Source organism: Sphingobacterium psychroaquaticum (assembly GCF_900177625.1).
GTDB lineage: Bacteria > Bacteroidota > Bacteroidia > Sphingobacteriales > Sphingobacteriaceae > Sphingobacterium > Sphingobacterium psychroaquaticum.
Genome location: NZ_FXAU01000003.1, coordinates 257,433 through 273,086 on the forward strand (window position 1 = coordinate 257,433; position 15,654 = coordinate 273,086).

Annotated in this window: 13 protein-coding genes; 3 read left to right on the forward strand and 10 right to left on the reverse strand. The window is 41.5% G+C overall.

Going from position 1 to position 15,654, the window contains the following annotated elements:
- Window positions 1-822 (reverse strand): ZIP family metal transporter, encoded by an 822-nt coding sequence (locus B9Y69_RS09510; protein WP_085472712.1) that lies wholly within the window; start codon window positions 820-822, stop codon window positions 1-3.
- Window positions 819-1,415 (reverse strand): phosphatase PAP2 family protein, encoded by a 597-nt coding sequence (locus tag B9Y69_RS09515; protein WP_085472713.1) that lies wholly within the window; start codon window positions 1,413-1,415, stop codon window positions 819-821. The genes B9Y69_RS09510 and B9Y69_RS09515 overlap by 4 nt, the downstream gene beginning before the upstream one ends.
- 308 nt (window positions 1,416-1,723) lie before the next feature.
- On the opposite strand from B9Y69_RS09515, the gene glmM reads away from it, so the two are divergent.
- Window positions 1,724-3,106, forward strand: a complete 1,383-nt coding sequence (gene glmM / locus B9Y69_RS09520) for a phosphoglucosamine mutase (RefSeq protein ID WP_085472714.1) — start codon at window positions 1,724-1,726, stop codon at window positions 3,104-3,106.
- A 44-nt stretch (window positions 3,107-3,150) separates the two neighbouring features.
- On the opposite strand, the gene rlmF is transcribed toward glmM, so the two are convergent.
- Window positions 3,151-4,056, reverse strand: coding sequence for a 23S rRNA (adenine(1618)-N(6))-methyltransferase RlmF (gene rlmF / locus B9Y69_RS09525; protein ID WP_085472715.1), 906 nt, complete (start codon window positions 4,054-4,056; stop codon window positions 3,151-3,153).
- 110 nt (window positions 4,057-4,166) lie between these two features.
- Between rlmF and B9Y69_RS09530 the strand changes: the two genes are divergently transcribed.
- Complete coding sequence (locus B9Y69_RS09530; protein WP_085472716.1) at window positions 4,167-4,946, forward strand: TIGR02757 family protein; 780 nt, start codon at window positions 4,167-4,169, stop codon at window positions 4,944-4,946.
- On the opposite strand, the gene gap is transcribed toward B9Y69_RS09530, so the two are convergent.
- From gap to B9Y69_RS09550, 4 genes are all read right to left on the reverse strand, one after another.
- Entirely contained in the window at window positions 4,923-5,933 is a 1,011-nt protein-coding gene (gene gap, locus B9Y69_RS09535; RefSeq protein ID WP_200811773.1) for a type I glyceraldehyde-3-phosphate dehydrogenase, read from the reverse strand. The genes B9Y69_RS09530 and gap overlap by 24 nt on opposite strands.
- The gene (locus B9Y69_RS09540; protein ID WP_085472718.1) at window positions 5,933-6,538 is read right to left on the reverse strand and encodes a TlpA family protein disulfide reductase; all 606 of its coding nucleotides are present in this window, start codon (window positions 6,536-6,538) and stop codon (window positions 5,933-5,935) included. The genes gap and B9Y69_RS09540 overlap by 1 nt, the downstream gene beginning before the upstream one ends.
- Window positions 6,539-6,694: 156 nt before the next feature.
- On the reverse strand, window positions 6,695-9,685 hold the full coding sequence (gene secDF, locus B9Y69_RS09545) for a protein translocase subunit SecDF (protein ID WP_085472719.1): 2,991 nt from the start codon (window positions 9,683-9,685) through the stop codon (window positions 6,695-6,697).
- A 296-nt stretch (window positions 9,686-9,981) separates the two neighbouring features.
- Window positions 9,982-10,461 carry a hypothetical protein gene (locus tag B9Y69_RS09550; protein ID WP_134431837.1) on the reverse strand — a complete coding sequence of 160 codons (480 nt, stop codon included), beginning with the start codon at window positions 10,459-10,461 and terminating at the stop codon, window positions 9,982-9,984.
- Window positions 10,462-10,674: 213 nt separating this feature from the next.
- Between B9Y69_RS09550 and guaB the strand changes: the two genes are divergently transcribed.
- Complete coding sequence (gene guaB, locus B9Y69_RS09555) at window positions 10,675-12,150, forward strand: IMP dehydrogenase (protein WP_085472721.1); 1,476 nt, start codon at window positions 10,675-10,677, stop codon at window positions 12,148-12,150.
- A gap of 159 nt (window positions 12,151-12,309) precedes the next feature.
- Here guaB and B9Y69_RS09560 read toward each other — a convergent pair whose 3' ends face one another.
- Genes B9Y69_RS09560 through B9Y69_RS09570 form a run of 3 tightly spaced genes read right to left on the reverse strand, consistent with a single transcriptional unit; the run spans window position 12,310 to window position 15,654 of the window.
- A complete protein-coding gene (locus B9Y69_RS09560; protein ID WP_085472722.1) occupies window positions 12,310-13,062 on the reverse strand; it encodes a succinate dehydrogenase/fumarate reductase iron-sulfur subunit in 753 nt (250 codons plus the stop codon).
- 9 nt (window positions 13,063-13,071) lie between these two features.
- Entirely contained in the window at window positions 13,072-14,988 is a 1,917-nt protein-coding gene (locus tag B9Y69_RS09565; RefSeq protein WP_085472723.1) for a fumarate reductase/succinate dehydrogenase flavoprotein subunit, read from the reverse strand.
- A gap of 12 nt (window positions 14,989-15,000) precedes the next feature.
- Window positions 15,001-15,654 carry a succinate dehydrogenase cytochrome b subunit gene (locus B9Y69_RS09570; RefSeq protein ID WP_085473035.1) on the reverse strand — a complete coding sequence of 218 codons (654 nt, stop codon included), beginning with the start codon at window positions 15,652-15,654 and terminating at the stop codon, window positions 15,001-15,003.

Sequence of the window (15,654 nt, forward strand, 5' to 3'; positions counted from 1 at the left end):
TTAATGATCGTGATCATGACCGTGGTCGTGATCATGGTTATGCTGTTCTTGCTGATGGTTATGCCCATCATGACCGTGACCGTGGTCGTGGCTATGCCCTTCAAAAAGGAAGTTTGAAAGCGAGACCAATACGCCGAGGAGCACGGCGATCATTTTCTTTTTATTGAATTTGTGATGGTCTGCTGAACCTGATTCGAATAGGATGGTAGTCGAAATATGTAAAAAGATACCTATAACGATTGCCATAATCTTATCAAAATATTGTGATATATTACCGATATCTCCTTGACTTATTCCTTTACTGGTTAAGAAACCCATGGGAGTCATCGCGGCAAAAAGAAGGATGAAAAAGCCGATTTTCCCTTTCGTTAGTTTTGTATTGATCAGTAAACTTCCCAAAGCGAAGGCTGCCGGAATGTGGTGAATAGCAATACCAAAAACAAGCTCTGATTGATGTCCTGCCGCCAGTGGCATTCCTTCCAGAAAAGCGTGCAAACACAAACTAACCATGATACCGATAGGGAATACATTATGATCATGTGCGTGTAGGTGTCCATGCTCTATCCCTTGTGAAAACTGCTCCAGGATTAATTGAAATAAGAATCCACCTAAGATGTATAAACCAATAATTTCGGGACTCGTATTGTTGCTTAAATAGACATGCGGTATAAGATGTAGTACTGTAATACTGAATAAATAAGCTCCACTGAAAGAAAGTATTAGTTTCAATAGATTTGTATTGTCGCGTTTGACAAAGAAAACTGCCAATCCGCTGACAAGAGCAGAAACAAATAAAATAGTTACGATTAAGAATGAACTCATGATGTTGTTATTGGGGGAATATCGTTAGCAAAGAAGCTTGGGAAAAATCTCTTAAATAAATAACCAGTGCCTAAGCCAATAAGAATGCCTAATAGGGCTCCACAGATTACATCGACAGGGTAATGTACACCCACGTATATTTGTGAAAAACTTATCAGGGAAGCCCAAGTGATACAGAGCCATAAGGCGTGTTTCCATCGCCTTCTAAACAAGGCTATCCAGAAAAATGCCATAGCAAAATGATTGGTCGCATGGGACGAGGTAAAGCTAAAGCCGGAACCACATCGAACACGTATATTGACATGTTCTTTAAATACTAAATCATTACAAGGTCTGACCCTTTTTACATTCTTTTTGATCAGGTGCGAAGAAACAGCGTCTGATAACGCAAAATTCGTCAGGGTGAATGCGACAATAATAATTCCCATTTTACCATAATGCTTAATAAAGAAAATTATCAAGAAGAGGTATAGGGGCGCCCATGTGTATGGATTTCGAAGAATAGGTAAAAGCCAATCAAAAAAAGGATTACTTAATCCTTGGTTGATCGCTAAAAATACCTCTTGGTCAAAATGTATTAACTGATTCAGCATAAATTCTCTTAATGTTTGTCTACTTCAAACTTACATAAATTCACTTTTATGTGCAATGTAATAATGCCTATATACAAGCGCTTATCGTTTTATCCGCTCTGCTTGCAATCCCTTTTTATTGTGATTATAATAAATGGAAAATCCAGCTGGCGTAAGGTAATGAAGTAAATGAAACAATGTTGCAACAAAGATAGTATTTTTTTTAACACTTACACAAACGGTAGCGTATAATTTTCTTGTTTATATCCTCGGTATTGTATTGCGTATACAGGCAAATTTATCTATGTTTACCCTATAAATATTGAATCATGACACTTATAAAATCGATATCCGGTATTCGGGGAACGATAGGTGGCCGCGCTGGTGAGGCGTTGACACCCATCGATATTGTGAAGTTTACAGCAGCATTTGGGAAAATATTGATGCAAAAAACGGGTAATACAAAAATTGTGGTGGGCCGTGACGCGCGTTTATCGGGCGAGATGGTTAGCAACCTTGTTGTAGGAACCTTGCAGAGTATTGGTGCGGATGTAATTAACCTTGGATTGTCTACAACGCCAACGGTGGAACTTGCTGTTCCCCTTGAGGAGGCTGCGGGTGGAATTATTTTGACAGCATCTCATAACCCTGGTCAATGGAATGCTTTAAAGCTTCTTAATCATAAGGGTGAGTTTATCAATGATGAAGAAGGGAAAGAAGTATTAGCTTTAGGTGAAAGTTTGGACTTTGACTTTGCTGAAGTAGAGGCATTAGGCGTAGCGCGTAAAGATGATAGTTATTTACAAAAACATATTGACGCTGTTTTGGCTTTACCATTGGTGGATCGCGAGGCAATTCGTGCTGCTGGTTTCAAAATCGCCGTCGATGCAGTAAACAGTACTGGTGGAACTTTTATTCCGGCTTTATTGGAAGCTTTAGGCGTAGAGACGATTTACAAAATCCATTGTGAGCCCAATGGTCATTTTCCACATAACCCGGAACCACTAAAGGAGAACCTGACGGATTTATCTGCGGCGGTGTTAGAACACCAGGCAGATTTGGGTATTGCTGTAGATCCAGATGTTGACCGTTTGGTCTTTATGATGGAAGATGGTGAGCTTTTTGGTGAGGAATATACATTAGTGGCGGTAGCGGATTATATCTTAGGGCATACCAAAGGAAATACAGTTTCTAATTTATCCTCTACAAGAGCGCTGCGTGATGTGACCATTAAACATGGTGGGGCTTATTTTGCTGCCGCGGTAGGCGAAGTGAATGTTGTGACAAAAATGAAGGAAGTGAATGCGGTGATTGGTGGAGAAGGTAATGGAGGTGTTATCTATCCTGAATCGCATTATGGCCGTGATGCATTGGTTGGTGTGGCTATTTTCCTTACACATCTTGCTAAGTTAGGCAAGAAAGTCTCGGAATACCGTGCGGAGTTACCGCAATACTTTATGTCTAAGAATAAGATTACGCTTACACCTGACCTCGATATCGATGCTTTGCTGGCTAAGATGGAAGAGAAGTATAAGCAGGAGCAGTATACCACGATCGATGGGTTGAAGATTGATTTTGCAGAAGAGTGGGTACATTTACGGAAATCGAATACAGAGCCGATTATTCGTATTTATTCCGAAGGACCGACGGAAGAAGCGGCAACTAAAATAGCACAAAAGATAATGGATGATATCCAAGAAATTATTGGTTAAAAAAGCGGACGGCTACCCTAGGGTAGCCGTCCGCTTTTAATATTTTACCACTTCCAGGCTAGAATGCGAATAATCTTGTTTCCATGCTGCATCCCGATCACTTCCACCTTTGCCGCTTTGTTATATTCTAATACTGCAATTAACGGTTTCAAATTGTCTTTATCAGATATTAGTGTGGTGATCCAACCGAGCTGGTTTTTAAAGTTCATGCTCTCATAAATCATCGTACGCACAAATTGGCGTTCTCCGCCTTCGCACCAAAGTTCATTGGGATGACCTGCAAAATTTTGTACGGTATGTTTATCCGGACGCTTATTTAGGTTGTTAAATTTCTTTGATGTTTTTTGCCAGTTGTCTTCTCTGGATTTAAAGAAAGGAGGGTTACACATGACGGCATCAAAACGATCAGCTTTATTTAAGACACCGTCAAATATTTTCTTGTTATCCGGTTGGAAACGAAGTTCAATTTGTTTTTTTAAACCGCCATTAGATTTCGCAATAGATTGAGCATGGTTTAGTGCCGACTCATCAATATCAGTCCCTACAAAGCTCCATTGGTAAATCCGTTGCCCCAGGATCGGGTATATACATGATGCTCCTGTACCGATATCTAAAATACGGACATCCTCACCTGTAGGAATCTGCCCCTCTTTTTCCGAGGCCAATAGATCCGCTAAGTAATGGATATAGTCCGCACGCCCGGGAATAGGAGGGCATAGGCTATTCTTTGGTAACGTCCACTGATCAATTTTGTAGTATTGTTTAAGTAAACCTTTGTTCAGTTCTACTACGGACGCTGGGTCGGCGAAATCTATCGATGTAGTTCCTGCTACAGTTTCCACAATATAATCCTTCAATGCAGGATTAATACGAATTAGTTTTTGAAAATCATAACCCGTATTGTGTACATTTCGCGGGTGCAATTGTTTTTTCTGTTCGGTACTACGCATAATAGCTTTTTTCTTAGCTTGCAAAGTTACTATTATTCTACCGGATACAAGACGATGCACACAAACAAAGCATTCTTTCCGAAAGATTTGATAGTTTTGCAGGTACAGCTATGGCAGATTTCGATATTAAAGATTTTTTAGATAAAAAGGTTGAACAGTTTAATCAACCCTCATTTATAGCGCACGACCCAATTTGTATCCCACATCTATTCACTAAAAAGCAGGATATTGAGGTGATGGGTTTCTTTGCTGCAATCTTGGCATGGGGGCAACGGAAGACGATTATCAATAAGTGTAAAGAGCTTATTACGCGTTTTGACGGTGCGCCTTATGATTTTATGCGGAACCATCAAGATAGCGACTTGAAACAACTGCTCGGTTTCAAACACCGTACCTTTAATGATACGGATCTGCTATTTTTTGTTTCTTTCTTTCGTGACCACTACCATCGTTTTGATAGCTTAGAAGATGCCTTTTTGTTGGGCAGCCAAGTGGAAACGGGGCGTCCCTTTATGGAAAATGCCCTAAATGAATTTAAGGCGTATTTTTTTTCCCAACCGGACTATCCGATTCGAACACGTAAACATATTAGTTCACCGGTTCAAAAGTCAAGCTGCAAACGACTGAATATGTATTTACGATGGATGGTGCGAGCGGATGATCGTGGTGTTGACTTTGGTTTATGGAAGAGAATCCGTCCGGCAGATCTGGTATGTCCCTGCGATGTACATGTAGAGCGGGTCGCACGCCAATTTGGGTTGATTACTGCCGATAAGCTCCATTGGAAAACTGCGTTGGAACTTACCGACAATCTAAAGGCCTTTGATCCGTTGGATCCTGTCAAATATGATTTTGCACTCTTTGGATTAGGCGTGGTTGGTGAGTTGTAAACGCGCCAAGAGGTCTACCATCCGATTGGAATAACCGTACTCATTGTCATACCAGCCGACCACCTTTACCAAGCCGCCGACAATCGATGTTAATTCCGAGTCGAAAACACAGGAATATGGGTTATTGATAATATCTACGGATACAATTGGATCCTCGGTATAGTATAAGACATTCTTTAGTATACCATTCGCTGCTTCTTTAAACTTTTCATTGATCGCTGCAACTGTTGTCGGCTTGTTCAACGTACAGGTAAAATCGGTGAGCGATCCATTTAGAACAGGCACACGAATTCCAGCACCACCAAGATTTCCTTCCAAATGCGGGAAAACATTGGTAATGGCCTTGGCTGCGCCCGTGGTCGTCGGGATAATGGAAGAAGAGGCGGCACGCGCTCTCCGTAAATCGCGATGTGGCGCATCATGTAGGTTTTGATCCCCGGTCATGGAATGTACAGTTGTGATGTATCCATCCTTAATACCCCAGTTTTCATCCAATATTTTTACTAATGGAGCGACATTATTGGTCGTACAAGAAGCATTCGAGAAAATAGGCGTATGCCAATCAAAATTATGATCGTTGATTCCTAGGACGATTGTAGGGACTTCCTTGTCTGGCGACGGAGCGGATATAATGACCTGCTTTGCTCCGGCGTCGCGGTGCAATGCCGCTTTGGCTTTGCTTGTAAAGAAACCGGTGGATTCAACAACGACATCTATTGCTAGAGCAGCCCACGGGAGGTTTTCAGGAGCTGATTCCCGAAATACTTGAATAGCCTTTCCATCGACATAAATATGTGCATCATCGTGCGTGATTTCTTTTTCAAAAGGACCGTGAACCGAATCATACTTTAGTAAGTGTGCCAGTGTTTTGGTATCTGTCAGGTCATTGATGGCTACCACCTCGAGCTCTGTTTCCAATCCGCGGCGGTATATATTACGTAAAGTGTTTCGGCCAATCCGACCGAAACCATTTATAGCAATTTTCATTATTTTGTAAATTCTGCTAGCACGAAATCAAGAGGTTTTTCACCATCCCAGTTGCTCTTAAGGGATCCATCAGCACCATAAACGTAGTTCGCTGGAAATTGCTTTGGCACATGGAATTTCTGAATAAATTCCTGATTTCTGTCGTACAATACTTCAATATTGGGTTTGTCTACAAGTTCTTTTCCAAACGTATCAAGGAAGGAAGCCATAAGCGCAGGATCATTCATCGAAACGAAGTAGATGTTTACGTCTTTTATCTTACTGTAGTTTTGTGCCAAGTTTGTTGTCTCGTGTTGACAATGACCACAGCTTGGATCAAATAAGATAAACACAGAGTTTTTGTTTTTTGCGATATCCTCGTTTGTAAAGCTTATACCAGACTTCACCTTATAAAATTTAAATGCCGGAATTTGAGCTGCTGCTTCGGACGCTAGGGGCGGGGCTTGAGGTGTTTTTGTCGCACCTGCTGCATGCGGGTTTTCAGCTGTCGCAGGTTGGGTTGTTTCTTGCGTCTCTGTTGCCGCTTTCTCTGTATTACTGTTCGATTGGCAAGCGGTTAAATTAACCAAGCCGCAAAATGCAATAGCACTAAATATATATTTCATTCCAAGTATATTTTATAAGTTCAAAATTAGCTAAAAATAGGGGAATCATATGTATGAAATGATTTAATGATGATAAAATGAAATAACCTCCCTTTAAAAGCAGAATAGCTCCCATTTGGGAGCTATTCAATATACTATAACAAATTGTAGTTTATGTTAGGGCGTTACCACTTTCGCCACTTCTTTTTTCTCTTCTGTGATGTGTTTTCCTCTTCCAAGGTCATACACAGAAGGAGCAGCTAAGATGATCGACGAGTATGTTCCCACTACGATACCAATTAAGATCGCAAATGAGAATCCACGAATAACATCACCACCAAAGATAAATAATACAACAAGCACGAAGATAATGGTCAATGATGTGATCACCGTACGGCTTAACGTTGTATTGATAGCGTGATTGATGACATCACCAAAGTTTTTACTGTGTGCACCTGGCTTATTCAAGTCTTCACGGATACGGTCAAATACAACCACCGTGTCATTTACAGAATAACCCAATACCGTTAAGATAGCAGCCACAAAGTGTTGGTCGATATCTAAAGAGAACGGTACTAATCCATCCAATAAAGAGAATAGACCCAACAAGATAATACCATCGTGAACCGTTGCAATAGCAGCTCCGACAGAATACTGCCATTTGTGGAAACGTACTAAGATATATCCGGCAATAATCAAGATAGAGAAAATACCAGACCAAATTGCTCTGTCTTTAATATCAGTCGCGATAGACGGTCCAACTTTTTGAGAAGATAAAATCTCATGCTTGTTGCCTGATATTTTAGATAAACCAGCGTTTAGCTTGTCTAATACCTCTTTATCAGCTTGATCACTTGTTTCTTCGATATGGTAAGTCGTTGTTACGCGTACTTGGTTCTCGCTACCAAAAGTTTTTACTTCTGTCGTTGATTTGAATGTTTCATCTAAGTGTTGACGAACTTCTTCCAAATTAACTGGCTTTTCGTAAGCAATGGTATAGGTACGTCCACCTTTGAAGTCTACACCTAATGTAAATCCTTTGGTGAAGATCGAAGCCACAAAGATAATTACCGCTACAACAGATATCGCGTAAAATACTTTACGTTTTTTGATAAACTGGAAGTTGGCATTTTGTAAGGTGTTTGCTGACCAAGGGAAAGAAACAGATATCTTCATATCCTTATCTAACATGTATTCGAAAATCAAGCGAGAGATAAAGATTGAGGTAAACAATGATGTAATAATACCGATCATCAACGTCGTTGCGAAACCTAAGATTGGTCCACTACCGAAGAAGAAAAGAACTAAACCAACCAAGAAGGTTGTGATTTGCGAATCCAAGATAGAAGGCATCGCATGTTTGTAACCATCGGCGATTGCTTGGCGGATACCTTTACCTAAGCGGAGTTCCTCCCGAATACGCTCGTAGATAAGTACGTTGGCATCTACTGCTGTACCCATTGTTAATACGATACCAGCAATACCAGGGAGTGTCAATACTGCACCTAAAGAAGCCAATATTCCCATTAAGAAGAATACGTTGAACAATACTGCAATATTTGCGGCAATACCAGCACGGTTGTAATATGCAACCATGAAGATCATAACCACGATAATACCGATTACCGCAGAGTTAACCCCTGCATCGATCGCAGCTTGACCCAAAGAAGGACCTACGATCGCTTCTTCAACAATTTTCGCAGTAGCTGGAAGACGACCTGCTTTTAATACGTTCGCTAAATCTTTTGTATCCTCAATAGTAAAACTACCAGAAATCTGTGAGCTACCATTCGGAATCTCTTCATTTACGGAAGGAGCGGAGTAAACAACACCATCTAATACGATCGCGATTGCTTCTCTATTTTGTGCTGCTTGTGCTGTAACTTTTCTCCACTGACGTGCACCGTCTGTGTTCATTTCCATAGAAACAACAGGGTTGTTCTGTTGGTCAAAGTTGTCACGAGCATCGGTTACAACATCACCTGTCATAACAGCACCCGTTTCTGTACCGGATAGTTTAATCGCATAAAGCGATAACATGTTTGGTGTACGTTGCTCTGGTTTAACAGCCCATAAAAGTTTTAAGTTTCCAGGGATGTTTGCTTTTACTTCCGGACGGTTTAAGTAAGCGTTTACACGCGCTGTATCTTTTAGGTTAGCGCTACCCACCATTGGGCCAGGCAACAGCTGTGGCTGACCATTCTGCTCCATATAAACAGCTGGGTTCAATACACTGAACAAGGGGTTGCTCGCCGCTACTTCAGGGCTAACGGCAGTTGAGTCTTTCTTCTCGTTTTTACCGGCACCTAAATTCGCTAATAAATTGTCATCTTTTTTCGTTGTATCCGTCGCAACACTATCTTTCTTAGCTGCTGCTGCTGGCGCATTGGATTTTAAAGAAGAAGCAAGTAGGTTGTTTACATTCTCTAAAAGCGGATATACTTGTAAGTTACTGTGTGTTTCATAGAATTCTAGCTTCGCTGATCCTTGAAGTAATTTACGAACACGAGCTTCATCATTTACACCCGGAAGCTCAATAAGGATACGGTTTGTACCTTGTTGAATCTGGATGTTAGGCGATGCTACACCAAATTTATCGATACGTGTACGTAATACTTTGTATGAGTTTTGGATGGCGTTATCCGATTCTTTACTCAAGAACGAACGAACCTCATTGTCAGAGCTTGTCGCTTTGATTAATGAAGAGTTATCTTTTGTTGCGAAGAAAGAAGCTAATGGTGTACCAGCACCTGAAGCTTTATATTCATCAACAAAAAGCTCTACCACACCTTTATTGACAGATTTGCTTTTCTGTACAGCACTTGTTAACGCTGCATTAAACTTTTCGTCCTTTGGATTGTTTGCCAAGTTTTTTATTAACTCGTCCAACGAAATCTCCATTGTAACGTTCATACCACCTTTAAGGTCTAGACCTAAAGCCAGTTCGTGTGCTTTGGCTTCGCGGTACGTAAATTTAGCTAGTCCTAAATTGTACACCTCTTCACCTGCCATGGAATCTAAATACGCTTTTTCTTTGGCCATATCGCCTTTAGCGTAGTTAGCAGCATCGCTTTCTACTTTACGTGTAACAAACGTAAATGATAGGGAATAGAGGCATGCTATTGACACCACTATTACCAAGAATTTAATCAGCCCTTTACTCTGCATTGTCTCTATTCGTGTGTTTATTTGATATAGTTTAAATTTTACTCGATTTTAAGCTTAATAATATGTAGCCAAGATTCGCAAAGGTATAAAAATTTTGTAGAATGAAAAGATAATTGACAATGAATCCAAATAAAACCCATTTTTTTTGTTAAGGGGCTTTCTTTACGATTTTCGGAGTGCGGTGGAACGGTGGGAAATAGGGAGGTGAATGCCTATGTTGGGGAGCGTGTAGGGCTATAAATGAAGAACGGTCTTACCGTTATAGGGTAAGACCGTTCTATACATTCTGATACGGTTTATTTCAAGATATATTTAATACCGAAAGTGAATCCGTCACCATTGAATCCAGAATCATTGTTCAATCCTAAATATGGTTTATAGTCTAAGTGTAAACCGAAAGGAATTGTAGGGATTTTGTATTCAAGACCTATTTGCGGACGTAAACCGATGAATACTTTATCATCTACGTGTTTTGAGGTAACGAAACCTAATTGTGCACCCACACCAGCATACCATGCTAATCCTTCTGCGCCTGGGATTAATTTTTCATATTGCCAATCACCGCCAACAGAAATCCAATTGTCACCGAAAGCTGCTTGGAACTGTGCTGCTGTTGTTGATTTCAAAGCAGTTTTGTATTGTATACCTACATTTGCGCCATCGCTGCCATCAAAAACAACACCTAAAGCAGATTTGAAAGGTGTTTGTGCTTTTGCTTCATTTAAACCAACTGCAACCGCAGTGATTGTCATTAGGGATAAAAATACTTTTTTCATGTTTTGTAATTTTGTAATTTTTGATTAGTCGAGTATCGATAATAATCTTGGGATGCCTTTGTACAAATAGCTTGCCAAAATTTTTTTGAGGAAAAAATGTTTCTTGATAATAATCTGAATGTCATTCTTTAATAAAAAGATACTTTGTTTTGATTATTTGTATAATTTTCGTAGATTTGCCTGGCAAATAGAAACTCCAAACATATTTGCCCTATGCAGTTAGACCCACAAAAATTCGTAGCCGAAGGCCTTACATACGACGACGTTTTATTAATTCCTGCTTATTCAGAAATTTTACCACGTGATGTCGATACGAGTACAAACCTGACCCGAAAAATAAGATTGAATATTCCTTTAGTATCCGCGGCAATGGATACGGTTACTAGCGCTGATTTGGCGATTGCTATTGCACAAGCAGGTGGAATCGGTATGTTGCATAAAAACATGACAATCGATCAACAGGCCGCTGAAGTGCGCAAAGTGAAGCGTTCCGAGAGTGGTATGATTCAAGATCCAGTAACTTTATTGGAAGGGTCTACAGTAGGGGATGCTTTTAAAATCATGAAAGAGCATAAGATCGGAGGTATTCCAATTATTAGTGCGGAAAGTAAATTGGTAGGTATTGTGACCAACAGAGATTTACGTTTCCAGAAGGATATGACGAAGCCAATCAATGAATTGATGACGAAAACCAATTTGGTGGTAGCGCCAGTTGGTACAGATTTGATTCAGGCAGAAGAGATTTTACAGAATCAGAAGATTGAAAAACTACCTGTCGTTGATCAGAATGGTACGTTAAAAGGTTTGATTACCTTTAAAGATATTCAGAAGTATAAGCATTATCCAAATGCAGCTAAAGATAGCCATGGCCGTCTTTTGGTTGGTGCAGCAGTAGGGGTTACTGCAGATACATTGGAGCGAGTGGAAGCGTTAGTAAAAGCTGGCGTAGACGTGGTAACAATTGATACGGCACACGGGCATTCGAAAGGAGTGATCCTTAAACTTAAAGAAGTAAAAGCAGCTTTCCCGGAATTGCAGGTAATTGTAGGAAACATTGCTACAGGTGCTGCAGCGAAAGCATTGGCTGAAGCAGGAGCAGATGCCGTGAAGGTTGGAATTGGTCCTGGTTCAATTTGTACAACACGTATTATTGCTGGGGTTGGAGTACCGCAATTGTATGCTGTTTATGAAGTAGCGAAAGCGTTGAAAGGTACAGGTGTTCCATTGATTGCAGACGGCGGGATTAAACAAACAGGTGATATTGCTAAAGCTATTGCCGCTGGAGCAGATACGATTATGGCAGGTTCTTTGTTTGCAGGCGTAGAAGAGGCTCCTGGAGAGACTATTATTTACGAAGGCCGTAAATTCAAATCTTACCGTGGCATGGGCTCGTTGGAAGCAATGGAGAAAGGATCCAAAGATCGTTATTTCCAAGATGTAGAGGAAGATATTAAGAAATTGGTGCCAGAAGGTATTGTTGGAAGAGTACCATATAAAGGAACACTCGCTGAAGTAGTGTACCAGTATATCGGTGGTTTGCGTGCATCAATGGGCTATTGTGGTGCTGCGACAATTGATAAGTTGAAAGAAGCACAATTTGTTCGTATCACGGGAGCGGGTTTACGTGAGTCGCATCCACATAATATTTCAATTACGAAAGAAGCGCCAAACTACAACAGTAGAGGTTAGAAGTGTTTTATTGAAAATTTATTCAAAAAAAGCACAACAATAAATAAAATATAACGTTATTAACTTAAACGATAGATTTAAAGATTCATAATTTAGGTTAATAATTGGTTTGGTAACGTCTGGAGCTCCCCGCCCAGACGTTCCTTTTTTAACAAACTCTTATTTTTCTTTCTCAAAGATCTTCGCGCGTATAAATTCATAATTCATCCGGGCAATCTGTAAGACTGATATACCTTGTGGACATTCTACTTCGCAAGCTTCGGTGTTGGTGCAGTGTCCAAAACCTTCTTCATCCATAGCATTAACCATGTTTATGACCCGTTCTGCTCGTTCTTCTTTTCCTTGCGGCAGTAAGCTTAGGTGACCTACCTTGGCGGAGGTGAACAGTGCGGCGCTACCATTCTTACATGTCGCCACACAGGCGCCACAGCCTATGCAAGCGGCCGCATCAAAAGCGGCTTCTGTTGTTTGGTGCGTAATAGGGATCGCATGCGCATCTGGCGCTTGTCCCGTATTTGTTGAAATATACCCGCCCGATGAAATAACGCGGTCGAGTGCCGAACGATCTACACTCAGATCTTTGCGTATGGGAAAGGCTCCTGCCCGGAAGGGTTCAATGATAATGGTATCATTGTCGGAGAAGGAACGGATGTGTAATTGACATGTTGTTGTATTTTTTAAAGGACCATGGGCAATGCCGTTGATCATCATACCACATTGTCCGCAAATACCCTCCCGACAATCGTGATCAAACGTAACCGGGTCTTCGTTGGCCAAGAGGAGTTGCTCGTTTAAAATATCTAACATCTCCAAAAAAGACATGTGCGAATTGAGATCGTTTAAGGTATATGTTTTTAATTCACCTGCTTGTTGTTGGCTCTTTTGGCGCCATATTTTCAATGTGAGTTTCATAGCTTTTACTTATTTGTAACTTCTTACCGTCGGTTTGATGAATTCGAAAACGAGCTGCTCCTTATGTAAAATCGGTTCTTGAGAGAGACCATTCCAACCCCATGCAGAAATAAATTGATACGCCTCATCATTGCGCATCGCTTCGCCTTCCTCCGTCTGATATTCCTCGCGAAAATGCGCGCCACAAGATTCATTGCGGGTTAACGCATCATAGCACATCAGTTCTCCAATTTCTAGATAATCTGCAACACGCCCAGCTTTTTCTAATTCAATGTTAATCGAGTCTACATCCGCAGGGATTTTTACGTTTTGATTAAAGTCAGCACGAAGGAGCTGAATCTCTTTAATTGCTTTCTCAAGGCCCTCCTTATTACGACTTAATCCGCAGTAATCGTACAGGATTTTGCCGACAGTTTTATGGTAATAGTCCACCGTTTTAGTGCCTTGGATACCCGCTAGTTGGTGAAGTTTGGCTTTAACCTCCTCCTCCGCTTTGGCAAATGCAGGATTGTCAGCATCTATTTTTCCGGTATGTATTTCGGTGGATAGATAGTTGGCGATGGTGTACGGCGCAATAAAATAACCATCAACGGATGCCTGGAGCAAAGAATTTGCGCCGAGACGGTTCGCGCCATGATCCGCAAAGTTGGCTTCGCCTAGCGCGAATAGGCCCGGGATTGTGCTCATCAACTCATAGTCTACCCACAATCCGCCCATAGAGAAGTGAGCAGATGGAGATATCATCATAGGCTCTTCGTAGGCGTTGTATCCCGTAATTTTGAGATACATATCGAAGAGGTTTCCATATTTTTCTTTAATCTTCTCGATTCCCTGTTCCTTAATCGCTTTACTAAAATCGAGATAAACCGCATTCTTTAAGGGGCCAATACCAAAACCGGCGTCGATACGCTCTTTGGCCGCGCGGGAGGAAATATCGCGTGGAGCGAGGTTTCCGAATGAAGGGTAGCGCCGTTCCAGGTAATAATCACGTTCTTCCTCTGGGATCGTATTTGGCGGACGTTCTTCATTTTCCTTCTTAGGTACCCAAATGCGACCGTCGTTCCGCAAAGACTCAGACATGAGTGTCAGTTTGGATTGGTAATCGCCCGATTGAGGTAAGGACGTTGGGTGTATCTGTATCCAGCTTGGACTGGCCATTAATGCGCCTTTCTTATGTGCGCGCCAAATAGCGGAACCGTTGCAACCCATCGCTAATGTGGAAAGATAGTATATTTTGCCATAGCCACCTGTCGCGAGGACGACGGCATGGGCGGCATGTCTTTCAATTTCGCCTGTATCCAGGTTACGTGCTATAATACCGCGCGCTTTGCCGTCGATAAGTACAAGGTCCAGCATCTCGTGACGCGCAAATAATTTCACAGACCCTTTATCGACCTGACGCATTAACGCTTGGTAAGAGCCTAATAGCAACTGCTGCCCCGTTTGACCACGGGCATAAAAGGTGCGGCTTACCTGGACGCCACCAAAAGAGCGGTTATTGAGATATCCACCATATTCGCGGCCAAAGGGAACACCTTGTGCGACGGCTTGATCTATCAGGTTCAACGAGCATTCTGCCATGCGATATACATTAGCCTCACGTGCTCTAAAGTCACCTCCTTTAATGGTGTCTACAAACATACGGTAGACACTGTCGCCATCATTTTTGTAATTCTTTGCTGCGTTTACACCTCCCTGTGCGGCGACGGAGTGTGCTCGACGAGGGCTATCTTGAAAGCAAAATGACTTTATATTATACCCCATTTCACCTAAAGATGCGGCGACTGAAGCTCCGGCAAGCCCTGTTCCGACAACGATTACGTCGAGTTTTTTTCGGTTTGCCGGGTTTACCAGCTTGGCATTCTTCTTATAGTTTTCCCATTTCTGCTCTAACGGCCCATCAGGGATTCTTGCGTTTAGTTCCATAGTCATAGCTTATTATGAAGTGAAAAATATGTAGATAGGCATAAGTGCAAAACCTGTACATACCACCACAGAAAATGTGATACCAATATATTTTACCCACCGTACATATTTGGGGTGGTATAACCCGAAGGTGCGTGCAGCACTATAAATACCGTGGATCAGGTGGTAGCAAAGAGCAATCATGGAAATAACATATATAACCACATACCACCACTCTTGAAAGGTAGTGACCACAATTTCGTACAGGTCTTTCTGCCCGTTACTATCTAAGGGGGCATGTCCAAATTTATAGACGTACCAGAAGTTTTTGAAATGGATAACCAGAAATATTAAAATGATGGTGCCTAAAATGCCCATGTTTCGGCTGTACCATTTACTGGCCCGCTTGCGCCGATCTTGCTGGTATGTGGTACCGGCTTTCTTGTTCTTTATCGTGATAAGGATAGAGTCGATCAGATGGACAATAATACTCAGGTACAATACATAAGAGACCAGCTTTATCAATGGGTTGTTCGATAAAAAATGAGAGTACGCATTAAATTGAATACGCGCATTCTCAGGGGCCATGAAAAGCTGTAGGTTACCCAAGAAATGAATGGTTAAGAATAGACAGAGGAACGCTCCTGTTAGCGCCATGATCATCTTGCGTGAGAGTGTTGTTAACAT

What these genes read in the sequence shown, in the direction of transcription:
- rlmF (WP_085472715.1), bottom strand. Translation starts at nt 4,056, where the DNA reads ATGCGTAGTACCGAACAGAAAAAACAATTGCACCCGCGAAATGTACAC.
- B9Y69_RS09565 (WP_085472723.1), bottom strand. Translation starts at nt 14,988, where the DNA reads ATGGAACTAAACGCAAGAATCCCTGATGGGCCGTTAGAGCAGAAATGG.
- B9Y69_RS09550 (WP_134431837.1), bottom strand. Translation starts at nt 10,461, where the DNA reads ATGAAAAAAGTATTTTTATCCCTAATGACAATCACTGCGGTTGCAGTT.
- B9Y69_RS09540 (WP_085472718.1), bottom strand. Translation starts at nt 6,538, where the DNA reads ATGAAATATATATTTAGTGCTATTGCATTTTGCGGCTTGGTTAATTTA.
- B9Y69_RS09570 (WP_085473035.1), bottom strand. Translation starts at nt 15,654, where the DNA reads ATGTTAACAACACTCTCACGCAAGATGATCATGGCGCTAACAGGAGCG.
- B9Y69_RS09560 (WP_085472722.1), bottom strand. Translation starts at nt 13,062, where the DNA reads ATGAAACTCACATTGAAAATATGGCGCCAAAAGAGCCAACAACAAGCA.
- B9Y69_RS09510 (WP_085472712.1), bottom strand. Translation starts at nt 822, where the DNA reads ATGAGTTCATTCTTAATCGTAACTATTTTATTTGTTTCTGCTCTTGTC.
- glmM (WP_085472714.1), top strand. Translation starts at nt 1,724, where the DNA reads ATGACACTTATAAAATCGATATCCGGTATTCGGGGAACGATAGGTGGC.
- B9Y69_RS09530 (WP_085472716.1), top strand. Translation starts at nt 4,167, where the DNA reads ATGGCAGATTTCGATATTAAAGATTTTTTAGATAAAAAGGTTGAACAG.
- B9Y69_RS09515 (WP_085472713.1), bottom strand. Translation starts at nt 1,415, where the DNA reads ATGCTGAATCAGTTAATACATTTTGACCAAGAGGTATTTTTAGCGATC.
- gap (WP_200811773.1), bottom strand. Translation starts at nt 5,933, where the DNA reads ATGAAAATTGCTATAAATGGTTTCGGTCGGATTGGCCGAAACACTTTA.
- secDF (WP_085472719.1), bottom strand. Translation starts at nt 9,685, where the DNA reads ATGCAGAGTAAAGGGCTGATTAAATTCTTGGTAATAGTGGTGTCAATA.
- guaB (WP_085472721.1), top strand. Translation starts at nt 10,675, where the DNA reads ATGCAGTTAGACCCACAAAAATTCGTAGCCGAAGGCCTTACATACGAC.